We start from the raw sequence: 23,066 nt of genomic DNA, 5'->3' as shown, positions 1-23,066 counted from the left end.
GCAGGCCTTGAGTTTATCCGATCCGGCTTCCGTCGGTATCGTATGCAAAAAGCTCTTCCGGCGTCATGTGACGTTTCATGATGCCCTGCGCATGCAGTTCCTTGGCGAAATCGTCAATCATCTTGCGGTTGACGGCAAAGCCGCTGGCGTCCCAGCCCTTGGGCAGTTCGCGCGACGTCTTCAGCACTTCGTCGAACATCCACGGCGTCGTTTCGGCATATTTGCGGCGCTTCTCCGTCCACATTTTCTGCGACTCGTCGATGAGGCGGCTGACTTCGGCGATCACCCACGGGTTTTCCTTGACGATCTCGGCCTTGATGCCGATCAGATGCATGCCCGGAACATAACCGACATCATCGAAATAGCGGCGCTCTTCCGAACGGAAATCCGACAGAACCTGACGATATGGCGAACCCGGCTCGAAATAGCCGTTCGGCATGAAGGGCGTGAAGATCGCATCCAGTCCGCCGTCGCGCAAAAGGTCCACCATCGGCTTCTCGCCGGGGCAGGCTTCGATCAGGCCGGGCTGGCCAAAACCGTCGAGACGGTCGGTGATCGGGTGCGCCTCGGTCAGGCGACCAGCATACCACATTGCGTCCTTCACCTCGACACCTTCGCGGCGCACGGCGGCGCGCGTCCAGGTGTTGCCACTGTCGCGCCAGCCGGTCACGCCGATGCGCTTGCCCTTGAGTTGACCAAGTGTGGTGATGTCACTGTCGGCCATGGTCATGATGCAGCGATGGCGAAAACCGCGCATGATGAAGTTGGGGATAGCGACAACACTGTCATCACCGTCATGGCGAAGCTGCGTATAGCGGCTGAAGGAGATTTCAGCGGCGTCATGATCCGGGTCTTTGCCGATATGGGAAACCAGCGTGCCGATACGATCAACCTGAAGATCGAGTTTGTCGGAGGCGACGTCACCGAGAACCAGCGGCGTCATGTAGTCCCAGTCACGCAGTGCAATTCGAAGGCGCAGTGTCATTTGTGCTACTCATTCAGAAAATGCTGATGGACTGAGATTAAAATGTTCATTTTGAAATGATCAAATGTTATTACGTTATTGAACATTAAATTTGGTGAGAGAATGAGCGACGCCTACGATTCGAACTGGTTTGCCCAAAAATTAAGCGACCGCACAATTCGCGGAATTGCGTTGGAAACCAGTGCCTTGATCAGGGCAGGCGCACTTCCGGTCGGCGCAAAGCTGCCTCCGATCCGTGACCTCGCTTTTTCGCTCGGCGTGAGCCCCGCGACGATTTCGGAGGCCTGGAGCGAGCTTCGAAAGCAGAAAATCATCACCGGCAGAGGCCGAAACGGTACCTGGGTAAGCGGCGATCGTTTCATCGCCAAGCCGGAACGATTGGCCAGTTCGGGTCGATACGGGCCCGATGCGCTCGATCTGACCATGGCCGTGCCGGACCAGAGGCTGCTGCCGCCTCTGGCCAAGGCACTCGCCTATGGTGCCTCGGCGGAGGATCTCAACAGTTATGAGCGCAGCCGAATCCTGCCGGAACTGGAAACGGAGGTGCGCAGGACATGGGCCTATGAAGCGGAAGCGTTTCTGACCATGAATGGCGGCTATAATGCCGTCTATACGGCGATCCATGCATTGGTGACGCCGGGCGCGCCCGTGGCCATCGAAGAGCCGACGGCGATGCGCCTGCTCGATATTCTCGAGCATATCGGCGCCCATATCATTCCGGTGAAATGTGATCAGGATGGACCGTTGCCGTCATCGCTGCAGGAAGCGATGCGCTACAAGCCGGTGGTCTTCCTGTTCCAGCCGCGTCTGCATTCGGTCACCGGCCGCACGGTGACGGCTGGGCGCATGTGGGAACTGGCGGATGTTCTACGCAGCAGCGATACGCTGATCATCGAGGATGACGGTATTGCCGACATCGCCGAAAGCGGCCGTCATTCGCTTGGGCAGGAATTTCCCGATCGCGTCATCCACATCCTGTCGTTTTCGAAAACCCACGGGCCGGACCTGCGTCTCGCAGTGCTGTCGAGCACGAAGGCGATCGTTGAGCAGATCCAGTCCTATCGCAGTTTCAGCGCCGCCTGGACGAGCCGTATCCTGCAGGCGGCAGGTGCGTGGCTGCTGCGCGACGAGGCAACGGCCGAGATGATTGCGAAGGCGCGCGGCATCTACAAAAAACGCCGCGATGGCCTGACGGAAAAACTCGCGGCGCGTGGCGTCGAGGCGACGGTCGGCAGCGGTCTTTGCGCGTGGGTGAAGGTGGAAAGCGAACCGTTTGCCATGGTCACGCTGGCTGCGCGGGGCATTGCCGTGCAGCCGGGCAACAAGTTCTCCTTCCTGCCCAGCCATCATCTGCGCGTCGCCACCAGCACGCTGGACGATCGCGCCGGTGAGGTGGCGGATGCGATCGCTCTCGCCGCGCGTGGGGGCTGAGGGTAGGGGCGATAAGCCCCGTTCTCAGCTTCGCGGTTTCAGGTTCTCCGGGTCATAGATCGGCTTGTAACCGACACTCACGACCTCCACTGGATAGGTCTCGGTAAAATACTCGACGTTGAGCTTGCGACCAATCTGGCAATGCGACCAGGGCAGGTAGGCGAGCGCGATATTTTTGCCGACCGTCGGGCCATAGGCGATCGAGGTCGTGTAGGAGCGGCGCCCCAGTTCATCCACCAGAACGGCGCTCGTCTCCGGGTCCATCACCGGCAGGTTGCCGACCGGGTAGCGTTTGATGCCCGACGCATCGGTGTTTTCGGTCATGACCAGCGTGCACAGCATCGCTGGCTGGTGTTCCCGCGCCTTGTATTCGAGGTGTTTTGCCTTGCCGCGGAAATCCGCTTCCTTGACCTTCGGGCGCGCCAGATCGGCTTCGATCAGATTGTACTGCGTGAGCAGGTCGCCGTTCTGCAGGCGCAGCGATTTTTCCATGCGGCGCGAATTGGCATAGGTCTCGACGCCAAAAGCCATCACGCCGGTGGCGCGAAGTGCGTCCCAGACGGCAAGGCCGTCCTCGTATTTCATGTGCAGTTCCCAGCCCTGTTCACCGACATAGGAAATGCGGAAGGCGGAGACCGGCTTGCCGGCGATCTCGATCGGCTTGATCGCCGCGAACGGGAAGTTTTCAATGTTTAGGCCATCCGGGTCTGCCACCACTTTTTTCAGCGTCTCACGGGCATTCGGGCCCCAGATCCCGATCGTAATGAATTTTTCGGAGACGTCGGTGATGGTGACGTTGAGGCCGCGATCCTCGGCCACACGTTTCATGTAATGATAATCACGCGGCCCCGCATCGGCACCGTTTACCAGACGGCAGCGGTCTTCCATGCGGAAGACAGTGAAATCGGCGCGCACCATGCCCTCGTCATCGAGGAAGTGGGTATAGATGCCCTTGCCGATATTGCCGTCACCGCCGATCTTTGCAGCGCACAGCCATTCCAGCAGCTCGACATGGTCCGGGCCTTCGATATCCGCCATGTGGAAGTGGCTGAGGTTGACGATGCCGCAATCCTCGCTCATCGCCAGATGTTCGGCATTCGAGACGCGCCAGAAATGGCGGCTGTCCCATTCGTTTTCACGAAGCGGAACCTGATTGCCATACTTCTCTAGAAGGTGCTCGTTGGCCGCATAACCATGCGCACGCTCCCAGCCGCCAAGCTCCATGAAGTAACCGCCGAGTTCCTTCTCGCGCTCATGGAAGGGCGATTTTTTCGCGCCGCGACCGGTCGCATAGGGTTCGCGCGGATGCACGGCCGGGAAATAGATTTTTTGCGCCGCCTCATAGGTGCGGCCCTCGATGAATTTTTCGTCCAGTTGGTGCGGATAAAAACGCGCGTAGTCGATCGAGTTGTGATCGATCTCCGTGCGGCCGTCGGTCATCCAGTCGGCGATCAGTTTTCCGTAGGCCGGACCGTCCTTGACCCAGATCGCCACGCAATACCACAGCCCGCGCACCTTCTGGCTTTCGCCGCAGGAAGCGCCGCCGCCAGCCGAAACCTGCAAGAGGCCGTTGAAGGAATGCCCCTCGTTATACCCCAACTCGCCGAGAATAGGCGTCAGCTCGATCGCCTTTTCCAGCGGCTCAAGAATCTGTTCCATGTCGAGGTCGCGCTGCGATGGCGACAGGCGTGCCTCGTGTTTTTCCAGAATGTCGCGCGGGTGGCAGAGACGCGGATTGGTGGTCTCGTAATAACCCCACTCGATCTGGCCGCCTTCGGTCGTCTTCGGGTCGCCGGTATCGCGCATATAGGCGGAATTGCCCTGGTCGCGCAGCAGCGGAAAACCGATTTCCTTACCCGTGCCTTCGAATTCATTGTATGGGCCGAAAAACGTCAGCGGATGGTCGACCGGCATGACGGGCAGGTCCTCGCCCACCATTTCGGCGATCAGGCGGCCCCAGATGCCGGCGCAGACGATGACGTGATCGGCCATGATCGTGCCGCGATGGGTAACGACGCCCTTGATGCGGCCGCCCTCGACGATGAGAGATGTCGCCGGCGTATTGCCGAACACTTTTAGCTTGCCCGCCTTCTCGCCGGCATCGACCAGCTTGCCGGCAACCGTCTGGCTGCGCGGAATGACGAGGCCGGCATCGGGATCGAACATGCCGCCCTGCACCTGATCCTCCTCGATCAAGGGGAACATTTTCTTGATCTCGGCCGGCGTGACCAAATGCGCGTTGGTGCCGAAAGCCTTGGCCGAGGTGACCTTGCGCTTGATCTCCTCCATCCACGTATCGTCGCCGGTGCGCGCCACTTCCAGCCCGCCGATACGGGCGTAATGGCCCATCTTTTCGTAGAAATCGATCGAATACTGGGTGGTCCAGACCGACAGATAATCGTGGCTGGTGGTGTAGCAGAAATCCGAAGCGTGGGCGGTGGAGCCGATATCTGTCGGAATGCCCGACTTGTCGATGCCGACAATGTCGTCCCAGCCGCGCTCGATCAGGTGGTGGGCGATCGAGGCGCCGACGATACCGCCGAGCCCGATGATGACGACTTTAGCCTTGCTCGGAAATTCTGCCATTGCATGCCTCGTGCTTCGAAATGTCGGGCGATCTTATGAGGAGTAACATGCGCCACCTCTTCAGAATACGACACGCAGGAACACCGCTGCGCCATGGCGCAGGGCGCGCAAATGTCACAAACGAAAACGGCCGGGCGTGGTGGCCCGGCCGTTCTTATGATCCAACTATTGCGGAAGGGCCGCTCAGGCGCGCTTCTTCTCCGCCTCGTCGTGGTGGAAGGGCGGCGGCTCCACATCCGGCCCGCCGATCGGCTTGCCGGCCAAATCGCGTGCGACCGCGATCAGGAAAGGCCAGGACGATATGAAATAGCGCTTGGCCAGCCGTTTCGGCTCGCTTGCGGCCCGCCACAGAAATTCGAAGCCGAGTTTCGAGACGATCCGGGGCGCGCGGCGCTTGGTGCCAGCATAAAATTGCAATGCCGCGCCGAACGCCAAACCATAACAATCCGGCAGTTCATGGCGGTGCTGCGACATCCATTTTTCCGATTTCGGCGCGCCGAGGCCGAGGAAGAGATGTGTTGTCTGCTGCTTGCGGGCAAGCGTGGTGAGCCAGGTGCCGAAAGCTTCGTTCTTTTCGAAGCCCATGGGCGCGGTGATCGACAGATGGTCGCTGAAGCCGAGCTCGCGCACACGTTCATTCAGCTTCACGGCAGTGTCTTCATCCGGGCAGACGAAAAGCAGGCGATGTTGGCCCGGAGACAGGCGACGCAGGATCTTTGGAAACAGGTCGGAGCCAGAAAGGCGGCCGGGAATGGGCGCGCGGCGCAGACGGGCGTAAAGCATGACCGGCATGCCGTCGACAACCGCCTTCCAGGCGGAGCGATAGGCGGCACGGAATTCCGCATCCTTGGTCAGGCGTACGATATGATCGACATTGGCCGTGACAAGCAGTTGCAGGCCTTCCGAGCGTGGTGCAGGCGCTGCCAGTGCCGCCAGCATGACTTCTTCATTCCACGTGGTGAAATTGAACCCCAGAAGGTTGTGCTCGGCGGATGTATGCTTGTTGTCGTTATCCCATTGCGATGGGACGCCTCGGGGCGAAAGCTCTGTCATGAACTGTCCCAGACTCCGTATCTCTGACGATGCTGCAGCGAGCCTGGTAAGCCAGGCCGAACATTGCTGCCGACAACGTGAACCAAAATGGGCCGGATCGCGCCAGGAAGACGCTTTCCAAGCAGGCCAGGAAGATACCGTAGAGCCAAATTCTTAAGAACAGCCGGGAAATATTGTTAGAATTGTTTCGATCGCTTTGAATATTAAAGCTTCTTAGCGGGACGTAAAGTAGACACACTATCAGAATAAAGAGGCCCGGTAATCCCATGTTAACCATGGCGTCTACATAGGCATTATGTGCATCTACTGCTTTTACGGCCCAGGTGAAGGCTCCGAGGTCGCTGTTCACCAGCGTGTTAGTACCCCAGAAACTATCAAACCCATATCCGAAAATCGGGTTTTCGCCGATGGCTGCAAGCGCGAGATTCCAGATGTCGGCGCGGGCGGTAAACGTCGCGTCGATGCCGAGCGAGGTCACGAAATCGCGCACGGACGGCAGGGCCGTCACCCCGACGGTGGAAAAGTTGATAAGCCCGACACCACCGAAAACGATCAGCACGCGTGACCAACGAAAACGCTCGAAGATGAAGGCCAGAACCAGAATGACCGGCATCAGCGCCGTCGATGTCTTGGCGCCGGTCTTGAGCAAAAAAAGTGCGCTGGCGGCAAAAATGAGAAGTCCGATGACGCGCGACCAGGAGCGGGCCAGATAGAGCCCGAAAAAGCAGAACATGGCCATCACGCCGCCCGCCTCGTTCTTCTGAACGTAGAGGCCGCGCCACAGGCCGGCATGTTCCGGCTCCAGAAAGTCGTTGGGCTGATGGATCGAAAGATAGGGAACGAAGATCACCCCGAAATAACAAAGCCCCAGCACGATCAGCACGCTTTTGCCAAGCAGGCGCGCAAACTCTTCCTCGCTCGCGGGCAACAGAAGCAGAATGCCCGCACTGAGCGTGACCATGATGGCGATGATCGAGCGTTTCAGCGCACCGGCCGGATCGACCGAAAGGATGGCCGTCAGCAGCAGCCAGAAGAACAGGGTCCCGAACACGAGGCGCGGCTGCAATACCAGTTTCCGCGCCTGCGCATTGGTCGCAGCAAAGGCGACCATCATCAGCGTCAGAAGCACCATCACCCCTTGCGTCCAGCCCGGCGGTTTTGCCGTGGATGGATCGACGCTCAGGTCGGTAAATGGCGTCAGCGTCACCCAGTAGAGCAGGAACACACCGATGAACAACAGGCGCGCGCCGAGGCTTGCTTTCGGTGCGGCCGGTCTGCCGGTGGCGATGTCGCTGTCTGTCGGCACTGGCGTGGCTCCGTCTTGCAGGTGACCTGCAAGAGGCACCTTTCCGTCAGGCCGATTAGATTAGAGATGTCGCATTAAGAATTTGCCAAGGCTGTGTGATGGCGGTTTGCGTCAGCTTAACCACGAAGGGGGATGTGCCCGCGCAAGGTGCCGGTTTGCTATATGGTGATGGCCTGATCTGTTGCGCCAAAAGGGTAAGAAGGCTTGAAACTCCATTTGCTTCCGCTGCGTCACTGTCTCGCGATCTGCCTGTTTCTGCTCCTTGGCGGTGCCGCCGCGGCGCAATCCCTACGCACGGCCGAAGAGCAGACCGCAGCGCTTGGGCGCGGCGTCAATTTCGGCGGCATTCTGGAAGCGCCCGATGCCGTGGATCGCGCAAAACACCTCGATCGCGCGCTCTTCAAAGCCGTCAGGGAAGGCGGCTTTGCCACCGTTCGCCTGCCGGTGCGCTTCAGCAATCACGCGGGCCTGACAGCGCCCTATACGCTGGACGAAGGTTTCATGCGTCATGTCGATGACGCCGTGAAATCGGCGCTGGCGGAAGGTCTCACCATCATCATCGATTTCCACCACTACCGGCAGATGGATGGCGATCCGCTGGACGAGGGCGAAGGCCGTGCCGATCTGTCGGACGAGGGCCTGCGCGAACGTTTCACCCTCATCTGGCAGCAGAACGCCGAACGGTATCGCTCACAGCCAGTCGATAAGGTTCTGTTCGAGATCTATAACGAGCCGCACGGTAATACGGATGGCGATGTCTGGAACAAGCTGGTCAAGGATGCGCTTGCCGTGATGCGCAAGAGCAATCCGGACCGTTTTGTCATCGTCGACGCCGGCAATTGGGCGACGGCCTGGGGGCTGGAAACGCTGGAACTGCCGGAGGATGATCGTCGCCTGATCGTGTCGGTCCACAATTACGCGCCGTTCGATTTCACCATGCAGGGTGCAAGCTGGATCGAAAATTCGGCAAAGTGGGTCGGAACGCCCTGCTGCTCGAAGGCACAGATCGCCAAGATCAACGAACCGCTCGATATTGCCGCCGAATGGTCGGTCAAGAACAATCGCCCGATCTTTCTCGGCGAATTCGGCGCCAATTCCATCGCCGGTTACGAAGACCGCGTGCGTTACACCCGCATCATGCGCGATGAGGCGGAAAAACGCGGCTTCACATGGGCCTATTGGGATTTTTCGTCCGACGAGTTCGGCCCCTGGGATTATCTTGCTAAAAAATGGCGCGTCGAACTGCGCGACGCGCTTACCGGTAAGTAACGCCTCAGGCAATTCCCAGACGGTTCACCGTATCGATCACGGTTTCCACCTTCATGCCGCGTTTGCGCACCTTCTCCACCACTTCGGAGAAGAAGCGCGGCGTGCAGCCGATATTGGTCGGATCGGGGCGCACATCGTGGGTATAAAAGATCAGCCAGCCCTTGCGGCGCTGCGCATCGTCCAGCATGGCGTCGATCGAGCTGGAGTCGTTGGAGCAGTCGTAAAGCTCCTGCGCCTTCAGATGCGCGAGGTCGATAATGCCGTGATTGGTGCCGACCTTGATGCCCCGCAGCGCCGGATAACGCTGCATCAGCGTCAGTTTCGACATCACCGAAATCATGCCGAACGGATAGGCGAAGGAGACCGGCTTCGAATGGCCAACGATCTCGGAAATGATCCGGTCGTTTCGGCGAACGTCTTCCCTGAGGTCGCCAAGCGGCGTGCGCTGCACATTCACATGGTCATGCGTATGGCCACCGATCTCGTGCCCCTTGTCGGAAAGATCGCGCACCATCGCTTCGTCGACGATCAGCTGGCCATTTTCGTAGCGCCCCATCAGCCCGCTTGCGAGATAGAACGTGCCGCGCATGCCGGCGTCTTCCAGCGCCGGTGCCGCGTTCTGGTAGCAGGACACAGGAAAATCGTCGAAAGTAAAAGCAACGACAGCCTCGTCCAGTCTCAGACTATATGGCCTGAAATGAACGTGCCTGCCGATCTTGCGGGAAAATCCATAGAGAATTTCCTGCGGTGAATTTGACCGCATGCCGCGGCCCGCACCATTATCCGTCATACCGCCCCCGATAGATTGATGCCGTTTCTTTAATCGAGATCTCGGCATCGGGTAAGTATCGTTCTGTGTTAATGGTTACTTCGAAGCTGAAGTCCCATGCGCGCAAGCACATCTTCGAATGCTTGCGCCGCCCGCTCAACCGAAAACTGCATTGCCCGTTCCCGAAGCGCATTGATATCGGTCGGCCTGTCGAGAATATCTGCCATGGCACCGGCAAGTGCACTCGCATCGCCCACCGGCACCAGCGGACCGAGCGCGCCACCTTGCAATATTTCGCGCGGCCCATGCGGTGCATCGGTACAGGCCACCGGAATGCCGCAGGCCATCGCCTCGATGATGGCATTGCCCAAACCCTCGTGGCTGGAGGAAGAAACGAACAGCGATGCTTTTGAAAGCGCCTCGATCGGATGCGGATGGTGTCCGGGCAGATCGACATCACCTGAAATGCCGAGTTCGGCGATTTTTGCTTCGAGGTTCGGCCTTTCCGATCCCTCGCCGACAATCGTCAGTTTCGCCGGTCGCTGCTTCCTGAGCAGCGCAAACGCCTCGATCAGCGTCAAAAATCCTTTTTCCGGCGAAAGCCGCCCCACGGAAAAGATGTGCCCCGGTTCAGGAGAACGGTGGCTGCCTTCGATTTCCGCCCGGATCGCCGGTGTGATCACGGCATTGGTGCCGAGATTGACGATTTTTTGCGCTGGCACGGAAAACTGTTCGATCAGGTCCTTTCGCGCGCCTTCCGTCAGCGTCATCACCACATCGGCCATGGGATAAAGCTTTGGCGCCATCCGGTAGGCCAGCCGGTTCTGCCAGTAAGGGTCGTTTAACCGCGCCTGAACCGGGCTTGCCGCCTCGCGCAGGATGATCCACGGGCGGGATGTTTTTGGAACGAAACGTGATGCCATTGCCAGAAGGGCGTTGGGCGCCGCTTCCGCCGAAACCACGCCTTTCGGTCGTCCTTTTGCCAGCAGTTGGCGAATTGCCGGCCCGGCAAAGGCGAGCCTTATCTTGGCGCCATCACCCAGATCGATCACCGGCACATCCGGGCTGATCAGCGCGTTCAGCGGGCCGGAACTCTGAAGCGTCACGATCGCCGTATCGATGCTGTTTTTCTGCAATTCATTGGCCAGAAGAATGGCGTCGCGTTGCGCGCCGCCGCCATCCAGACCCCGAACCAGAAAACACAAGCGTCCGTTAGCATTTTCGATACCACGAGAGGGATTGGTAACCATTGATCCGCCATTATCAGCTTTGAACTTTCCTCGGAGGAGGGTATCCATCCAGGATCGCAGCCCGCGTATTTTAGGCGGCAATCATTAATGCGAGGCGAATGGCCGACACATCGGGAAAAACGCAATCAGGCGAGAGCGATGTTCTCGTCTATCTGCTCTGCCGGGTAGCCGCCGCGATCTTTAACATCGTGGCCGTGGCATTGTTTACCCGTCTGTCCGATGCGCATCTTTACGGCGAATATCTGATCGGTTTTTCGATCTGCTTCATCGTTTACAGCCTTACGGTGCAATGGGCGGTGTTCGCGCATTTCGGCACCTATACGCAGGAAGCCGCCGATCGTTTCGCCGGCTCGCTGCTGGTGATATCGGCTGTGATGACCATCCCGGCTTTGGCGGTGATCGCCGTCCTTGCCGTCACCGATACGCTGGAAATCCACATCGCCTGGGGTTCGGCGTTTCTCGCCGTCTGCTTCACCGCCTATTTCGCATCGACGGAAATCGCCCGCGCGCGGTTGCGGCCCGGCCTCGTTGCCATTGCCACCATATTGCGCAGCGCGCTGTCCATGCTGCTCGGCTGCATCGCCCTTTATCTCTTCGACAGCCCGACCGCGCTCCTGATGGTGATCGGTATCGGTTATGCGCTGGGCGCCATCCCGATCTTCGTGTTTCTCGCTCGCACCAGTTGGGCAAAAGGGTTTGTCTGGCCGCTGAAAAGCGATGTTTTCGGCATGCTGCGTTACGGCTGGCCGCTGATCTTTGCCTTTGGTGCCTCCGCCGGCGCGCTCAATATCGATCGTATCGTGCTTGAGCATTACACCAATGCAGCTTCAGTCGCTCCTTACGGTGCGGTCATGGACCTGATGAAACAGACCTTTCTGGTTCTCGCCGAGGCCATCAGTGCAGGCTACATCGCCCATGCCCGCAAACACATGCTGAACAAGGATGAACACGAAGTCGGGCAGGTCCTGCGCCGCAGCTTTGTCTCGCAGCTCTTCATCGTGGTGTTCGGCACCGTCTCCTTTATCGTTCTGGGCCGGCTTGTCTTCGGCATCATTCTGGCGCCGAGTTATGTGGACACGGCACTTGAGATCATGCCCTATCTGCTGATCGGCAATGCCATCCTCATCCTGCGCGCCCATTATTTCGGGCAGATCATCTATCTCGGCGCATCCTCGCTGCTTGAACTGACCGCCTCCGTGGCAATGGTCGCAGCCGCGGTCGTCGCCGCCTTCATGCTGGTGCCGGACATGGGGCCGAAAGGCGCCGCCTTCTCCTTCGCCATCGGCCAGACGGTAGCACTCGTGATCCTGATTGCCGGTGCGCCGAAACACGCCCGCATGCCGATCGACTGGGTGAGTGCCGGCATGCTTGTCGCTGCCGGTTTTAGCCTCACCGTCATCGGGTTGGAGTTGCAGGTGCTGATCGGCCATCTCTGGGCCAACACGATCAGCATCCTGCTGATCGGCATCGTCAGCGCCTTTTTCGCCATCCGCTGGAATATTTTTAATATCGGCGAGGTGGCGGGCAAACTGATGGGGAAACTGGGAAAAGCTTAAGCCTTCAGCGGCGCCAGCAATTCCCCATAAAGCTCCAGCATATGCAGGCGTCCATGCCGTTCCACCTGCATGCGACCATAATTCGAGCGCATCTCGGCAGATGGATAATTGGCCATCATGTCCTGCACGGCCAGCGCCAGTTCGTCGGCATTGCGAACCTGGTGAAACCGCGTCATCGCCTGCACGCCAACCGGCTCACCGGTCGACAATACCTCGCGCAATACCGGCAGATCGCCGGCCACCACCGGCAGGCCCGCCATGGTCGCTTCCACACCGGCCAGACCAAACGTCTCCCAGATGGACGGGAAGACGTAGATATTGCCCGCCGCCAGAACATCGCCCAGATCGCTGCGGTCGACGGCGCCGATCAGGTGCACGCGGTCGAATACGCCCAGCCGCTGCGCCTGATTTTCCAATGCTGCCTGATCCGGCCCGTCACCGGCGATGATCAGGTGCACACCGGGCAGCAGCGCCAGCGCGCCAATGGCCGTTCCATGGTTCTTTTGGGCCACCAGTCGTCCGGTTGCGACCAGAACCGTCGCGCCTGCCGGGATCTTCAGCTTCTCCCGCCAGTCGATCCTGCCCGTCGCTTCCGGCAGCGGATCGACGCCATGGATGATGTCGATGAAATGTTTTTTGTAAGCCGCGGGCCAGCTGTCAAAGGCATCACGGGTGGCGCGCGAATTCATCACCATATGCGTATAGACGCCGAGCGTGCCAAAAATCTTGTCGATTGCCCGCCAGTGCGGACGAAGACCTTCCGGGGAGGCGGTGTGATGCGACACCCGCATCGGCACGCGCGCCAGCCAGCCAAAGAAATTGCCATAGATGGAGGCGGCGATCTGGTAGGTGAGGATGGCCTGATAGCGACCCTTGAGAATGTCACGCGCCAGCGAAACCATGTTCTTGACGGTCTCGACCGCGCCGCCCTGCCGCAGGCCACGGCTTTCCACGGCAAAACCGCGTTCCTCAAGGCCCGCCGTGACCATGTCTACCAGCGTGCGCACGCCCCCCATCTTGTCGTGGGTCACGAGTTGCAGCACGCGCGGCTGGTTATCCTTTTGGTCGGTCATGTCTTTCTGGCCCGGCAAATCATTCCGTTCGCCGACCATGAAGAGCATTTTTGTGCAGTGCTCACAAATACAAGCCGCCGTAAGGCCCGCGATCAAAGCAAGAACACCGGCAGTGTGCGGCTTTTAGATCACAATTTTCTCATGCAGGCGGTTCACAGAGGTTTTGTGGCGCAGATCGCATAACGATGTTGCAGGCCCCGTGCCGTCGCCTTGAAGAAACCGAGATGTCTGGCCTGCGCCCGGTGGATTGCCTTCAGGTCCTGATCGATCACGACAGTCGCGAAGCCGGCCTGCTGCAAAAGCGCCGCCACATCGCCGGCCCGCGCCCCGCCGGAAAAATGCACCTGGGAGAGGATTTCCTCATGCTTGCCGGCCATTTCCGCCGGTGCATGCGAAGGTGCCTTCTTCACCGCGCCGATCTTTTCCAGCCATACGGCAAGCTTTTTCACCAGTCTTTCGGCAAACCCGACATTGACGAAATCGCCATCGACGATCAGCAGTTTTCCGCCCGGTTTCAGCACCCGCATCCACTCAGTGAAAGCGGCGGCAGGGTCCACCAGCGTCCACACCAGATGCCGCGTGACGATCACGTCATAAGCGTCATCCGGCTCCATCGTGTTCTCCGCATCCGCCAAACGGAAGCTGATGTCGCGACCGCGCTGTTTCGCCTTGGCGCGCGCAAGTCCAAGCATGGCCTCCGACCAGTCCAGCCCCGTCACATCAAAACCGGCATCATCCATCAGATGCGAGACGACCGCCGTGCCCGAAGCCAGATCGAGGGCAGGGCGGCCTTCGCCCTTGCCCAGATGTTTTCCGATGAGCGCCTGCCATGCCTGCCGCTCCTCTTCGGAAAAAATCTCATGCCCCGGAGACAGGTCGAATTTTTCGGCGCGCGCCGACCAGTAGGCCTTGATCTCATCCCGCAGATTGTAGTTCTTGCCGTGTGTTTCAGTCATTGCAGTCTTTGGTTGTCCGCCGCTTACATAGTCGAGAATAGCTCTAAAAGATAAAACTTGACCGATCCAGTCATAAAAGAATAGAGCGCCTTCGGTTTCCACGGGAGAGAGCACTCATGCCTCGCAATATCAAGGTCGCGGCCCTTTCGGCAGCACTTCTTTTTTCAGCCGTCTTCCCGGCTCTGGCCGAAAAGGTCACGGTCAAGGACGTCACCGGCCGTGACGTCGAAGTCGAGGCACCGGTCAAGCACGTGATCCTCGGCGAAGGCCGCCAGATTTACTTCCTTGCAGCCCTCGACAAGGAAAATCCGTTCCAGCACGTCGTCGGCTGGCGCGATGACCTGCCGAAGGCCGACCCGGAAACCTATGACGCGTATCTCGCAAAATACCCGGATATCGCCAAGCTGCCGACATTCGGCGGCATGAAGGACGGCACGTTCAACATCGAGCAGGCCGTGGCGCTGAAGCCCGATGTCATCCTGATGAACATCGACGCCAAGACCGCGACGGAAGAAGCCGGTTATATCGAGAAGCTCGCCAAGGTCGGCATTCCGCTCGTTTATGTCGACTTCCGCGAAAAGCCGATGGAAAACACCGAGCCGAGCATGCGCATCATGGGCAAGCTGATGGGCAAGGAAAAGGTCGCGGAAGATTTCATCAAGTTCCGCGCGGATAGCATCAAGGTCGTCACCGACAAGCTGGCCGCCGAAAAGCCGAAGGCACCTGTTGTCTTCGTCGAGCGCGCCGGCGGTTATTCCGATGATTGCTGCATGTCATTCGGCAGTGAAAACTTTGGCAAGATGGTCGAGATCGCCGGCGGCAAGAACATGGCCAACGGCATTATCCCGGGCACGTTCGGCACGGTCAACCCGGAGCAGATCATCGCTTCCAATCCTGACCAGATCATCGTCACCGGCGGCATGTGGGAAGCCTTTGTTCCCGGCGGCGCATGGGTCGGCGTCGGTTACGGTGCGGATGTGAAGGAAGCCAAGGTCAAGCTCGAAGCGCTCACCAAGCGCCCGGCCTTCACCGGCGTCAAGGCCGTGGAAGAGAAGCAAGTCCACGCCATCTGGCACCAGTTCTACAACAATCCGTACCAGTTCGTTGCCATCCAGGAAATTGCCAAGTGGCTGCATCCGGACCTCTTCAAGGATCTTGACCCGGAAGCGACCTTCAAGGAACTGCATGCTCGCTTCCTGCCGCTTCCCTACAAGCAGGGTTTCTTCGTGTCCCTGAAGGGCGAATGATCTGATGGCCAACCTGACTTTGGAGCAATCCTCGGTCGCCGGTTCCAGCACAGCAGGGCGGGAGCGCTATCGCGCTCTCGCCTTCCGGCGCATTCTCATCCTCTGTCTGTTGACGGCGGCACTCGCCTTCAGCATCGCCGCCGACATGGCGCTCGGACCGGCGAACTACACCATCTCGGAAGTGCTGCAGGCGATCTTTTCGCCCTCCACCGCCGGCAACCAGCTGCGCGTCGTCATCTGGGATATCCGCATGCCGATCGCCCTGATGGCGGTCACTGTCGGTGCAGCGCTTTCGGTCGCCGGTGCGCAGATGCAGACCATTTTGGCCAATCCGCTGGCCAGCCCCTTTACATTGGGCATTTCCGCGGCCGCCAGTTTTGGCGCAGCGCTTGCGCTTGTCGCCGGTGTCGCCATCTTTCCGGCTGCCGTGCAATATATGGTGCCGATCAACGCCTTCCTGATGGCGATGGCCGCCTCGCTGTTCATCTATTTCGCCTCCACCATGCGCGGCGTCAGCGTCGAAACCATCGTTCTGCTTGGCATCGCCCTGGTCTTCACCTTCAACGCCGCCCTGTCGCTCTTGGAATATCTGGCTTCCGAACAGGCGCTCGCCGCTGTCGTGTTCTGGACCATGGGCAGCCTCACCAAGGCCACATGGGCCAAGGTCTATGTCACGGCTGCCGTGCTCGTCGTCACCGTGCCGCTGTTCATGCGCAAGGCTTGGGCGCTGACCGCCCTGCGTCTGGGTGACGACAAGGCCGCCAGCATGGGCGTCAATGTCCGCAGGCTGCGGCTCGAAACCATGCTGATCGTCAGCCTGCTCGCCGCCATCCCGGTCTCCTTCGTTGGCACGATCGGTTTCATCGGCCTCGTCGGCCCGCATATCGCCCGCATGGTCGTGGGCGAGGACCAGCGCTTCTTCCTGCCCGGCTCCGTCATTTGCGGCGCGCTTCTCCTGTCGGTCACTTCTGTCGTCAGCAAGGTCATCATTCCCGGCGCCATCCTGCCGATCGGCGTCATCACCGCCCTTGTCGGTGTGCCCTTCTTCTTCGCGCTCATTTTCGGCAACAGGAGGCGTTCATGGTAAGCCTCGCACTGAAGGATGTCGGCGCCAGCTACGGCCGCGTCACCGTGCTGTCCAATATCGGTATCGATACGCTGGAAAGCGGCAGCCTCACGGCCGTCATCGGTCCCAATGCCGCCGGCAAGTCGACGCTGTTCAAGCGCATCGCCTCGCTGATCTCCGGCCCCGGCCTCGTGCAACTGTCGGATAGCGAGCGGGGCGACCGCTCCATCTGCTACATGCCGCAGGATACCGGCGCCAACGCCGTCCTCACCGTCTACGAATCCGTCCTCCTGTCCGCCAAGCAGGGCGGCGGCTGGCGGGTTCAGGATGACGAACTGAACGAGATCGACGACATCCTGAAGGCGCTCCGCATCGAAGACCTTGCCTTTCGCGGCCTCGGCGAATTGTCGGGCGGACAACGTCAGCTCGTGTCTCTGGCGCAGGCGCTGGTGCGCAAGCCGGAAGTGCTGTTGATGGACGAGCCGACCTCGGCGCTCGACCTGCATCGTCAGGTCGAGGTTCTGGCCTTCGTCAGCCAGCTGGCTGCGAAAAACGGGATGATCGTGCTGATCGCTCTGCACGATCTCAATCATGCGCTGCGTTATTGCCACCACACGATCGTTATCGCGAATGGTACTATGGTCGTCAGCGGCCGCACCGCCGATGTCATCACCCCGGCCATGCTGCGGGATGTTTACAAGGTCGATGCGCGCATCGAGACATGTTCGCGCGGCGAGCCGTATCTCTTGGTGGATGGAGTCGCCTGAGGGACAGAGGTGGCTCCGTGGCGGGGCATAGGCTCACCTTCTTTACGTCTACGCCGACTTCCCTCACGGTCCCTCTCCCTCTCCCTCTCCCTCTCCCTCTCCCTCTCCCTCTGCCGGAGTGAACCTATCCGGCGTCATCCCGGCCTTGTGCCGGGATCCAGCAGCGCCGCGTCTGCGGCACGATAGACTCGCAAACTGTTACTGCAAAGGAAGAGTTTTCTCACCGCGCGGACGCGCGGTGGCTAGATTCCTGTGTCGAGCACAGGAATGACGTAGAGGAGAGAGGATGCCACCTCCGCCATTACACAACAAAAACGGCACTCAATGTCGCAAACAGAATATTTTCTCCTCGAGCCGACACTCTTCGGTCCAACAAAATCAAGATCTTGTATCTAATTTCATCCCCACATTTCGGGGTCGTGCGACACTCATCGCGTTCTGTTTCGGCTACACCGGTCTGCATTGCCGGCGAGATAGAGCCGGTGATCGCATGGGACGCCCTGATGCAGGTGATCCATGCGGGGCTGCGCAGAAAATGGTCTTCCTCTCGCCTGAAAGATGGCGGGGCGTGCGTGTGTCGCACACAAACCGGCTCGATCTAATAACCAATAACAGCGAGTCGCCGCAGAAGGACCGGAGTTGCGCGGAAATCCTCGGGTTTAACCCGAGGACCCGAACGGGGCACGTCGTGCGCCATTATAAAATTAAATTAGGAGGCACAGGACGTGCCCCGGCCGCATAACCCGCAACGACAGCGGGCAAAAATTGAAAAACCGGGATCGCCAAGGGACGAGTCTGTCCTCATCTTACTCGACTGTGGAAATCCGACGTTTCGCGGCAATACGCCGCATAATTGCCTGTCCGATCGCGGGACTGTCGGCTTGTCGTGGCGAAAAAGAGGCCGCATGATTGATCGGTTAAAGATTCATTTCAGCCATCGGCGCCGTTTCTTTGTTCTAACGGACGTATCGAACGGCAGCGGTGCTTGCGGCAGGAACAAAACGGCGGCAACGTCGAAGCCCGCGAGGAAACGGGGAAGGGTACAGGGATTATGAAAATTGGAGCGTTGAAGGAACGCGGTCAGAACGAGGCGCGCGTCGCGATGACGCCTGACAGTGCGCTGGCATTGCAGAAGCTCGGTTATGAATGTTTGATCGAAACCGGCGCAGGGAAAGCCGCCGGCTTTTCGGATGATGCCTATCGCGCCGCCGGCGTAACGGTAACCGAGACTGCCGCAGCACTGTCGTCACAGGCTGACGTGATCGCAAAGGTTCGTCCGCCGGAAACTGCGGAACTCGCCGATCTTGGTCCGGGCAAAACGCTGATTTCGTTCTTCTACCCGGCCCAGAATTCGGCCCTTCTCGAAGAAGCCAAGGCGAAGGGCGTCAACGTCATCGCCATGGACATGGTGCCGCGCATTTCTCGCGCCCAGAAAATGGACGCGCTGTCGTCGATGGCCAACATCGCCGGTTACCGCGCCGTCATCGAGGCCGGCAACAATTTCGGTCGTTTCTTCACCGGTCAGGTCACCGCCGCCGGCAAGGTTCCGCCGGCCAAGGTTCTGGTCATCGGTGCCGGTGTTGCCGGTCTTGCCGCCATCGGCACCGCCACCTCGCTCGGCGCCATCACGTATGCCTTCGACGTTCGCCCGGAAGTGGCCGAGCAGATCGAGTCCATGGGCGCCGAATTCGTCTTCCTCGATTTCAAGGACGCCCAACAGGACGGTGCCGCCACCGGTGGTTATGCCGCCCCGTCCTCGCCGGAATTCCGCGAAAAGCAGCTGGAAAAGTTCCGCGAACTCGCACCGCAGATCGATATCGTCATCACCACGGCGCTGATCCCGGGCCGTGATGCGCCAAAACTGTGGCTGGCCGATATGGTCGCCGCCATGAAGCCGGGTTCGGTCATCGTCGATCTCGCCGCCGAGCGCGGCGGCAATTGCGATCTGACCGTCGCCGACCAGAAGATCGTTTCCGAAAACGGCGTCACCGTCATCGGTTACACGGATTTCCCGAGCCGCATGGCCGCCCAGTCGTCGACGCTCTATTCGACCAATATCCGCCACATGATGACGGACCTGACGCCGGCCAAGGACGGTGTCGTTGTCCACAACATGGAAGACGACGTCATCCGTGGCGCGACCGTGACCAAGGAAGGCGAGATAACCTTCCCGCCACCACCGCCAAAGATCAAGGCGATCGCCGCCCAGAAGCCGAAGGAAAAGGTCAAGGAACTGACGGCAGAAGAAAAGCGGGCAAAAGAAGTGGCCGCCTTCAAGGCGCAGACCAAGAACCAGGCCATTCTGCTGGCTGTCGCGACCGTGCTTCTGCTGATCGTCGGTGCCTATGCGCCTGCCAGCTTCATGAGCCATTTTGTCGTCTTCGTGCTCGCCTGCTTCATCGGTTTCCAGGTCATCTGGAACGTGTCGCATTCGCTGCATACACCGCTGATGGCCGTTACCAACGCCATTTCCGGCATCGTCATCCTCGGCGCCCTGTTGCAGATCGGCTCCGGCAACTGGCTGGTCGTCATCCTTGGCGCACTGTCGGTTCTGGTCGCCACCATCAACATCGTCGGCGGGTTCCTCGTCACACGGCGCATGCTCGCCATGTTCCAGAAGTCGTGATCGGGTAGGGGTTTCATATTATGACGATCGGTATCGTTTCCGCCGCCTACATTTCCGCGGCTGTTCTTTTCATTCTTTCGCTCGGCGGCCTTTCGGGTCAGGAAAGCGCCAAGCGCGCCGTCTGGTACGGCATTGTCGGCATGGCGCTCGCCGTTGTCGCCACCATTCTCGGGCCGCAGGTTCCGGGCGGTTTCGGCAACTGGCTCATCATCCTGCTGATGATCGCCGGTGGCTCGTTCATGGGCTATACCGTCGCGGCCCGCGTGCAGATGACGGAAATGCCGCAGCTCGTTGCAGCCCTTCATTCCTTCGTCGGCCTCGCCGCCGTCTTCATCGGCTACAACGCCCATATCGAAGCATGGCGTGTCGCCGGCATGGATGAAGCGACCCGCGCCACGCTCGAAGGTTTTTCCGCCATTCTCGCCCACAAAACCCCGGTTGAACTGGCCATCATGAATGTCGAAGTCTTCCTCGGCGTCTTCATCGGTGCGGTCACCTTCACCGGTTCCGTCGTTGCCTTCGGCAAGCTGGCCGGCAAGGTCGACGGCAAGGCGAAAAAGCTGCCCGGCGGTCATTTCCTCAATGCCGGCGCGGCCATCCTGTCGCTGATCCTCTTGATCATGTACGCTAATGGTTCGGGCGTCTGGACGCTGATCCTGATGACGCTGCTCGCCTTCTTCATCGGTTACCATCTGATCATGGGCATCGGCGGCGCCGATATGCCGGTCGTGGTGTCGATGCTGAACAGCTATTCCGGCTGGGCGGCCGCCGCCATCGGCTTCACGCTCGGCAATGATCTGCTCATCGTCACCGGCGCACTGGTCGGTTCGTCGGGTGCGATCCTCTCCTACATCATGTGCAAGGCGATGAACCGCTCCTTCATCTCGGTTATATTAGGCGGTTTCGGTGGCACCACCGGTCCGGCCATGGAAATCGAAGGCGAACAGATCGCCATCGATGCCGAAGGCGTGGCGAACGCGCTGAACGATGCCGATAGCATCGTCATCGTTCCGGGTTACGGCATGGCCGTGGCTCAGGCACAGCAGGCCGTATCGGAACTCACCCGCAAACTGCGTGCAAGCGGCAAGGAAGTGCGTTTCGCTATCCATCCGGTTGCCGGCCGTCTGCCGGGCCACATGAACGTACTCTTGGCCGAAGCCAAGGTGCCTTACGACATCGTTCTGGAAATGGACGAGATCAACGACGATTTCCCGAACACGGACGTCGTCATCGTCATCGGCTCCAACGACATCGTCAATCCGGCCGCAGAAGAAGACCCGAACTCGCCGATCGCCGGCATGCCGGTTCTTCAGGTGTGGAAAGCGAAACAGGTGTTCGTATCGAAGCGCGGCCAGGGCACCGGTTATTCCGGCATCGAGAACCCGCTCTTTTACAAGGAGAACACGCGGATGTTCTACGGCGACGCCAAGAAGTCGGTTTCCGAATTGCTGCCGATGATCAAATGATTGATAGATAATCGAGCAAAAACAAAGGGCCGAAGCATCGCTGCTCCGGCCCTTTTGCATTTCTTGAGGCGCCGCTTTAGGCGGCGGCTTCGGCATAGAAGCGCCGCAGCTGCGGATCGACACGGTGGTGCCGTTCGGCAGAGGTTTCGGCGGCATATTCGATATGCACCCGTCGTCCGGCCCGTGTCTCGCGCTGCACCCATTCGCTGATCGTCTCGGCGCAGGTATGGTCGAGATAATGCAGGTCGGGAGCCGTCAGACGCACCGGCTGGCTGGCCGGCAGTTTTTCGAGCAGGTTCAGCAGTGCCGGAATGTCTTTTGCCGTCGCCGCACCCGTCAGGTTGAGATAGATCTCGTCTTCGCTCTCCGCCTTTTCGATATGCAGGCGGCGGCGCAGGTAAGGCACGATTTCGGCAATCGACAGCGCAAGACCAACACCGACACCGATCAGCAGGTCCTGCGTCACCACCAGCGACACCGTCGCAAACCAGATGCCGACCGGCACCCAGCCGTGATGATCGAACAGGTGGCGCACATGATGCAGGCTCACCAGACGCCAGCCGGTCACCAGCAGCACGGCGGCCAGCGCCGTCAACGGCACCACGCCGAGAAGCTGCGGCAGCAGAGCCACCAGCGCCAGAACCCAGACACCGTGCATGACCGCCGAAAGACGGGTTTTCGCGCCAGCCTGAATATTGGCCGAAGAACGTACGATCACGCCGGTAATCGGCAGTGCACCGAGCATGCCGCAGATGCCGTTGCCGATACCCTGCGCAAAAAGCTCCTTGTTGTACTTCGTGCGCTCGCCATCATGCATGCGATCCACCGCCGCTGCCGACAGCAGCGTTTCGGCACTGGCAATCACGGCAATGACGAGAACGGTGATGAAAATGCCCGGTTCAGCCAGGCGCATGAAATCGCCAGCACCCGGAATTGAGATGCCATCCAGCAGCGACGCCGGCAGGTCGACACGGGCAATCGGCAAGGCAAAACCAACGGCCAGCAAGGTTCCGAAAGCGACGCCGATCAGCGCACCCGGCACCAGCTTCAGTTTCGCCGGGCGAAACTTCTCCCAGCCGATCATCGCCAGAAGCGAGGCTACGCCCACCATCAGCGCCAGCGTCTGATTGGTGATGCCGTCGTGCCAGAGCTTTTCGACACTGCCTTCGATCGCCACGACATTCTGGATGCCGCCGGCCGCCGGCTTGGAATCCATCAGAACATGGATCTGGCCGAGTATGATGAGAATGCCGATACCCGCCAGCATGCCATGAACGACAGCCGGAGAGATGGCACGGAACCACGAACCGATGCGCAGGAAACCGGCAAGGATCTGGATGGCACCTGCTGCGACCAGAACCGGGCCAAGGGCTGCCACGCCATATTGCTCGACAAAACCGAACACGATGACGGCAAGACCCGCCGCAGGTCCGGAAACCTGCAACGGAGAACCGGCAATGGCGCCGACGACAAGACCGCCGACAATGCCGGAGATCAGTCCCATGGCTACCGGAACGCCCGACGCCACCGCAATACCAAGGCAAAGCGGAATGGCGACGAGGAAGACCACGACAGACGATGCAAAATCCGCCGCGAAGGTGGAGCTTGGTCCACCCGCGGGCGAGGAGGATTCGTTATGGCTGGCCGTACCGCTCACCAT

Annotated in this window: 17 protein-coding genes; 8 read left to right on the top strand and 9 right to left on the bottom strand. The window is 59.7% G+C overall.

Annotated elements, in window-relative coordinates; translation table 11 throughout:
• Window positions 1-13: 13 nt before the first annotated feature.
• Window positions 14-985, bottom strand: coding sequence for a substrate-binding domain-containing protein (locus tag ACRQ1B_RS19245; protein WP_432295595.1), 972 nt, complete (start codon window positions 983-985; stop codon window positions 14-16).
• Window positions 986-1,087: 102 nt separating this feature from the next.
• Between ACRQ1B_RS19245 and ACRQ1B_RS19240 the strand changes: the two genes are divergently transcribed.
• On the top strand, window positions 1,088-2,416 hold the full coding sequence (locus ACRQ1B_RS19240; protein ID WP_432295593.1) for an aminotransferase-like domain-containing protein: 1,329 nt from the start codon (window positions 1,088-1,090) through the stop codon (window positions 2,414-2,416).
• A 24-nt stretch (window positions 2,417-2,440) separates the two neighbouring features.
• On the opposite strand, the gene ACRQ1B_RS19235 is transcribed toward ACRQ1B_RS19240, so the two are convergent.
• The 3 genes from ACRQ1B_RS19235 to ACRQ1B_RS19225 form a co-directional block, all read right to left on the bottom strand.
• Window positions 2,441-5,002, bottom strand: a complete 2,562-nt coding sequence (locus tag ACRQ1B_RS19235; protein WP_432295591.1) for a GcvT family protein — start codon at window positions 5,000-5,002, stop codon at window positions 2,441-2,443.
• 183 nt (window positions 5,003-5,185) lie between these two features.
• On the bottom strand, window positions 5,186-6,055 hold the full coding sequence (locus ACRQ1B_RS19230) for a WecB/TagA/CpsF family glycosyltransferase (protein ID WP_432295589.1): 870 nt from the start codon (window positions 6,053-6,055) through the stop codon (window positions 5,186-5,188).
• Entirely contained in the window at window positions 6,012-7,187 is a 1,176-nt protein-coding gene (locus ACRQ1B_RS19225) for an O-antigen ligase family protein (protein WP_432295587.1), read from the bottom strand. The genes ACRQ1B_RS19230 and ACRQ1B_RS19225 overlap by 44 nt, the downstream gene beginning before the upstream one ends.
• 378 nt (window positions 7,188-7,565) lie before the next feature.
• Between ACRQ1B_RS19225 and ACRQ1B_RS19220 the strand changes: the two genes are divergently transcribed.
• Window positions 7,566-8,630 carry a glycoside hydrolase family 5 protein gene (locus ACRQ1B_RS19220; protein WP_432295585.1) on the top strand — a complete coding sequence of 355 codons (1,065 nt, stop codon included), beginning with the start codon at window positions 7,566-7,568 and terminating at the stop codon, window positions 8,628-8,630.
• Between the two features lie 4 nt (window positions 8,631-8,634).
• Here the strand turns inward: ACRQ1B_RS19220 and ACRQ1B_RS19215 are convergent, their stop codons facing one another.
• Both ACRQ1B_RS19215 and ACRQ1B_RS19210 read right to left on the bottom strand, forming a co-directional pair.
• Window positions 8,635-9,420 (bottom strand): polysaccharide deacetylase family protein, encoded by a 786-nt coding sequence (locus ACRQ1B_RS19215; RefSeq protein WP_432295583.1) that lies wholly within the window; start codon window positions 9,418-9,420, stop codon window positions 8,635-8,637.
• A gap of 68 nt (window positions 9,421-9,488) precedes the next feature.
• Window positions 9,489-10,649 carry a glycosyltransferase gene (locus ACRQ1B_RS19210; RefSeq protein ID WP_432295581.1) on the bottom strand — a complete coding sequence of 387 codons (1,161 nt, stop codon included), beginning with the start codon at window positions 10,647-10,649 and terminating at the stop codon, window positions 9,489-9,491.
• A 98-nt stretch (window positions 10,650-10,747) separates the two neighbouring features.
• Between ACRQ1B_RS19210 and ACRQ1B_RS19205 the strand changes: the two genes are divergently transcribed.
• Window positions 10,748-12,205, top strand: a complete 1,458-nt coding sequence (locus tag ACRQ1B_RS19205; RefSeq protein WP_432295580.1) for a lipopolysaccharide biosynthesis protein — start codon at window positions 10,748-10,750, stop codon at window positions 12,203-12,205.
• On the opposite strand, the gene ACRQ1B_RS19200 is transcribed toward ACRQ1B_RS19205, so the two are convergent.
• Both ACRQ1B_RS19200 and ACRQ1B_RS19195 read right to left on the bottom strand, forming a co-directional pair.
• The gene (locus ACRQ1B_RS19200; RefSeq protein WP_432295578.1) at window positions 12,202-13,278 is read right to left on the bottom strand and encodes a glycosyltransferase family 4 protein; all 1,077 of its coding nucleotides are present in this window, start codon (window positions 13,276-13,278) and stop codon (window positions 12,202-12,204) included. The two genes, ACRQ1B_RS19205 and ACRQ1B_RS19200, sit on opposite strands and share 4 nt — an antisense overlap.
• 152 nt (window positions 13,279-13,430) lie before the next feature.
• A complete protein-coding gene (locus ACRQ1B_RS19195) occupies window positions 13,431-14,234 on the bottom strand; it encodes a class I SAM-dependent methyltransferase (protein ID WP_432295576.1) in 804 nt (267 codons plus the stop codon).
• Window positions 14,235-14,350: 116 nt separating this feature from the next.
• On the opposite strand from ACRQ1B_RS19195, the gene ACRQ1B_RS19190 reads away from it, so the two are divergent.
• The 5 genes from ACRQ1B_RS19190 (at window position 14,351) to ACRQ1B_RS19170 (ending at window position 21,406) form a co-directional block, all read left to right on the top strand.
• Window positions 14,351-15,481 (top strand): ABC transporter substrate-binding protein, encoded by a 1,131-nt coding sequence (locus ACRQ1B_RS19190; RefSeq protein ID WP_432295574.1) that lies wholly within the window; start codon window positions 14,351-14,353, stop codon window positions 15,479-15,481.
• A 4-nt stretch (window positions 15,482-15,485) separates the two neighbouring features.
• The gene (locus tag ACRQ1B_RS19185; protein WP_432295573.1) at window positions 15,486-16,568 is read left to right on the top strand and encodes a FecCD family ABC transporter permease; all 1,083 of its coding nucleotides are present in this window, start codon (window positions 15,486-15,488) and stop codon (window positions 16,566-16,568) included.
• Entirely contained in the window at window positions 16,562-17,314 is a 753-nt protein-coding gene (locus ACRQ1B_RS19180) for an ABC transporter ATP-binding protein (RefSeq protein WP_432295572.1), read from the top strand. Before ACRQ1B_RS19185 ends, ACRQ1B_RS19180 begins: the two co-directional genes overlap by 7 nt.
• A 1,051-nt stretch (window positions 17,315-18,365) precedes the next feature.
• Window positions 18,366-19,940 carry a Re/Si-specific NAD(P)(+) transhydrogenase subunit alpha gene (locus ACRQ1B_RS19175; protein ID WP_432295570.1) on the top strand — a complete coding sequence of 525 codons (1,575 nt, stop codon included), beginning with the start codon at window positions 18,366-18,368 and terminating at the stop codon, window positions 19,938-19,940.
• 20 nt (window positions 19,941-19,960) lie between these two features.
• Window positions 19,961-21,406: an NAD(P)(+) transhydrogenase (Re/Si-specific) subunit beta gene (locus ACRQ1B_RS19170; protein ID WP_432295568.1), complete on the top strand. Its 1,446-nt coding sequence runs from the start codon at window positions 19,961-19,963 to the stop codon at window positions 21,404-21,406.
• Window positions 21,407-21,482: 76 nt separating this feature from the next.
• On the opposite strand, the gene ACRQ1B_RS19165 is transcribed toward ACRQ1B_RS19170, so the two are convergent.
• Window positions 21,483-23,066: a SulP family inorganic anion transporter gene (locus ACRQ1B_RS19165; RefSeq protein ID WP_432295567.1), complete on the bottom strand. Its 1,584-nt coding sequence runs from the start codon at window positions 23,064-23,066 to the stop codon at window positions 21,483-21,485.

The sequence above is a fragment of the Endobacterium panacihumi genome, assembly GCF_050847465.1.
Taxonomy (GTDB): Bacteria; Pseudomonadota; Alphaproteobacteria; order Rhizobiales; family Rhizobiaceae; genus Neorhizobium; species Neorhizobium panacihumi.
This window is presented reverse-complemented; position numbering and strand designations above follow the sequence as displayed.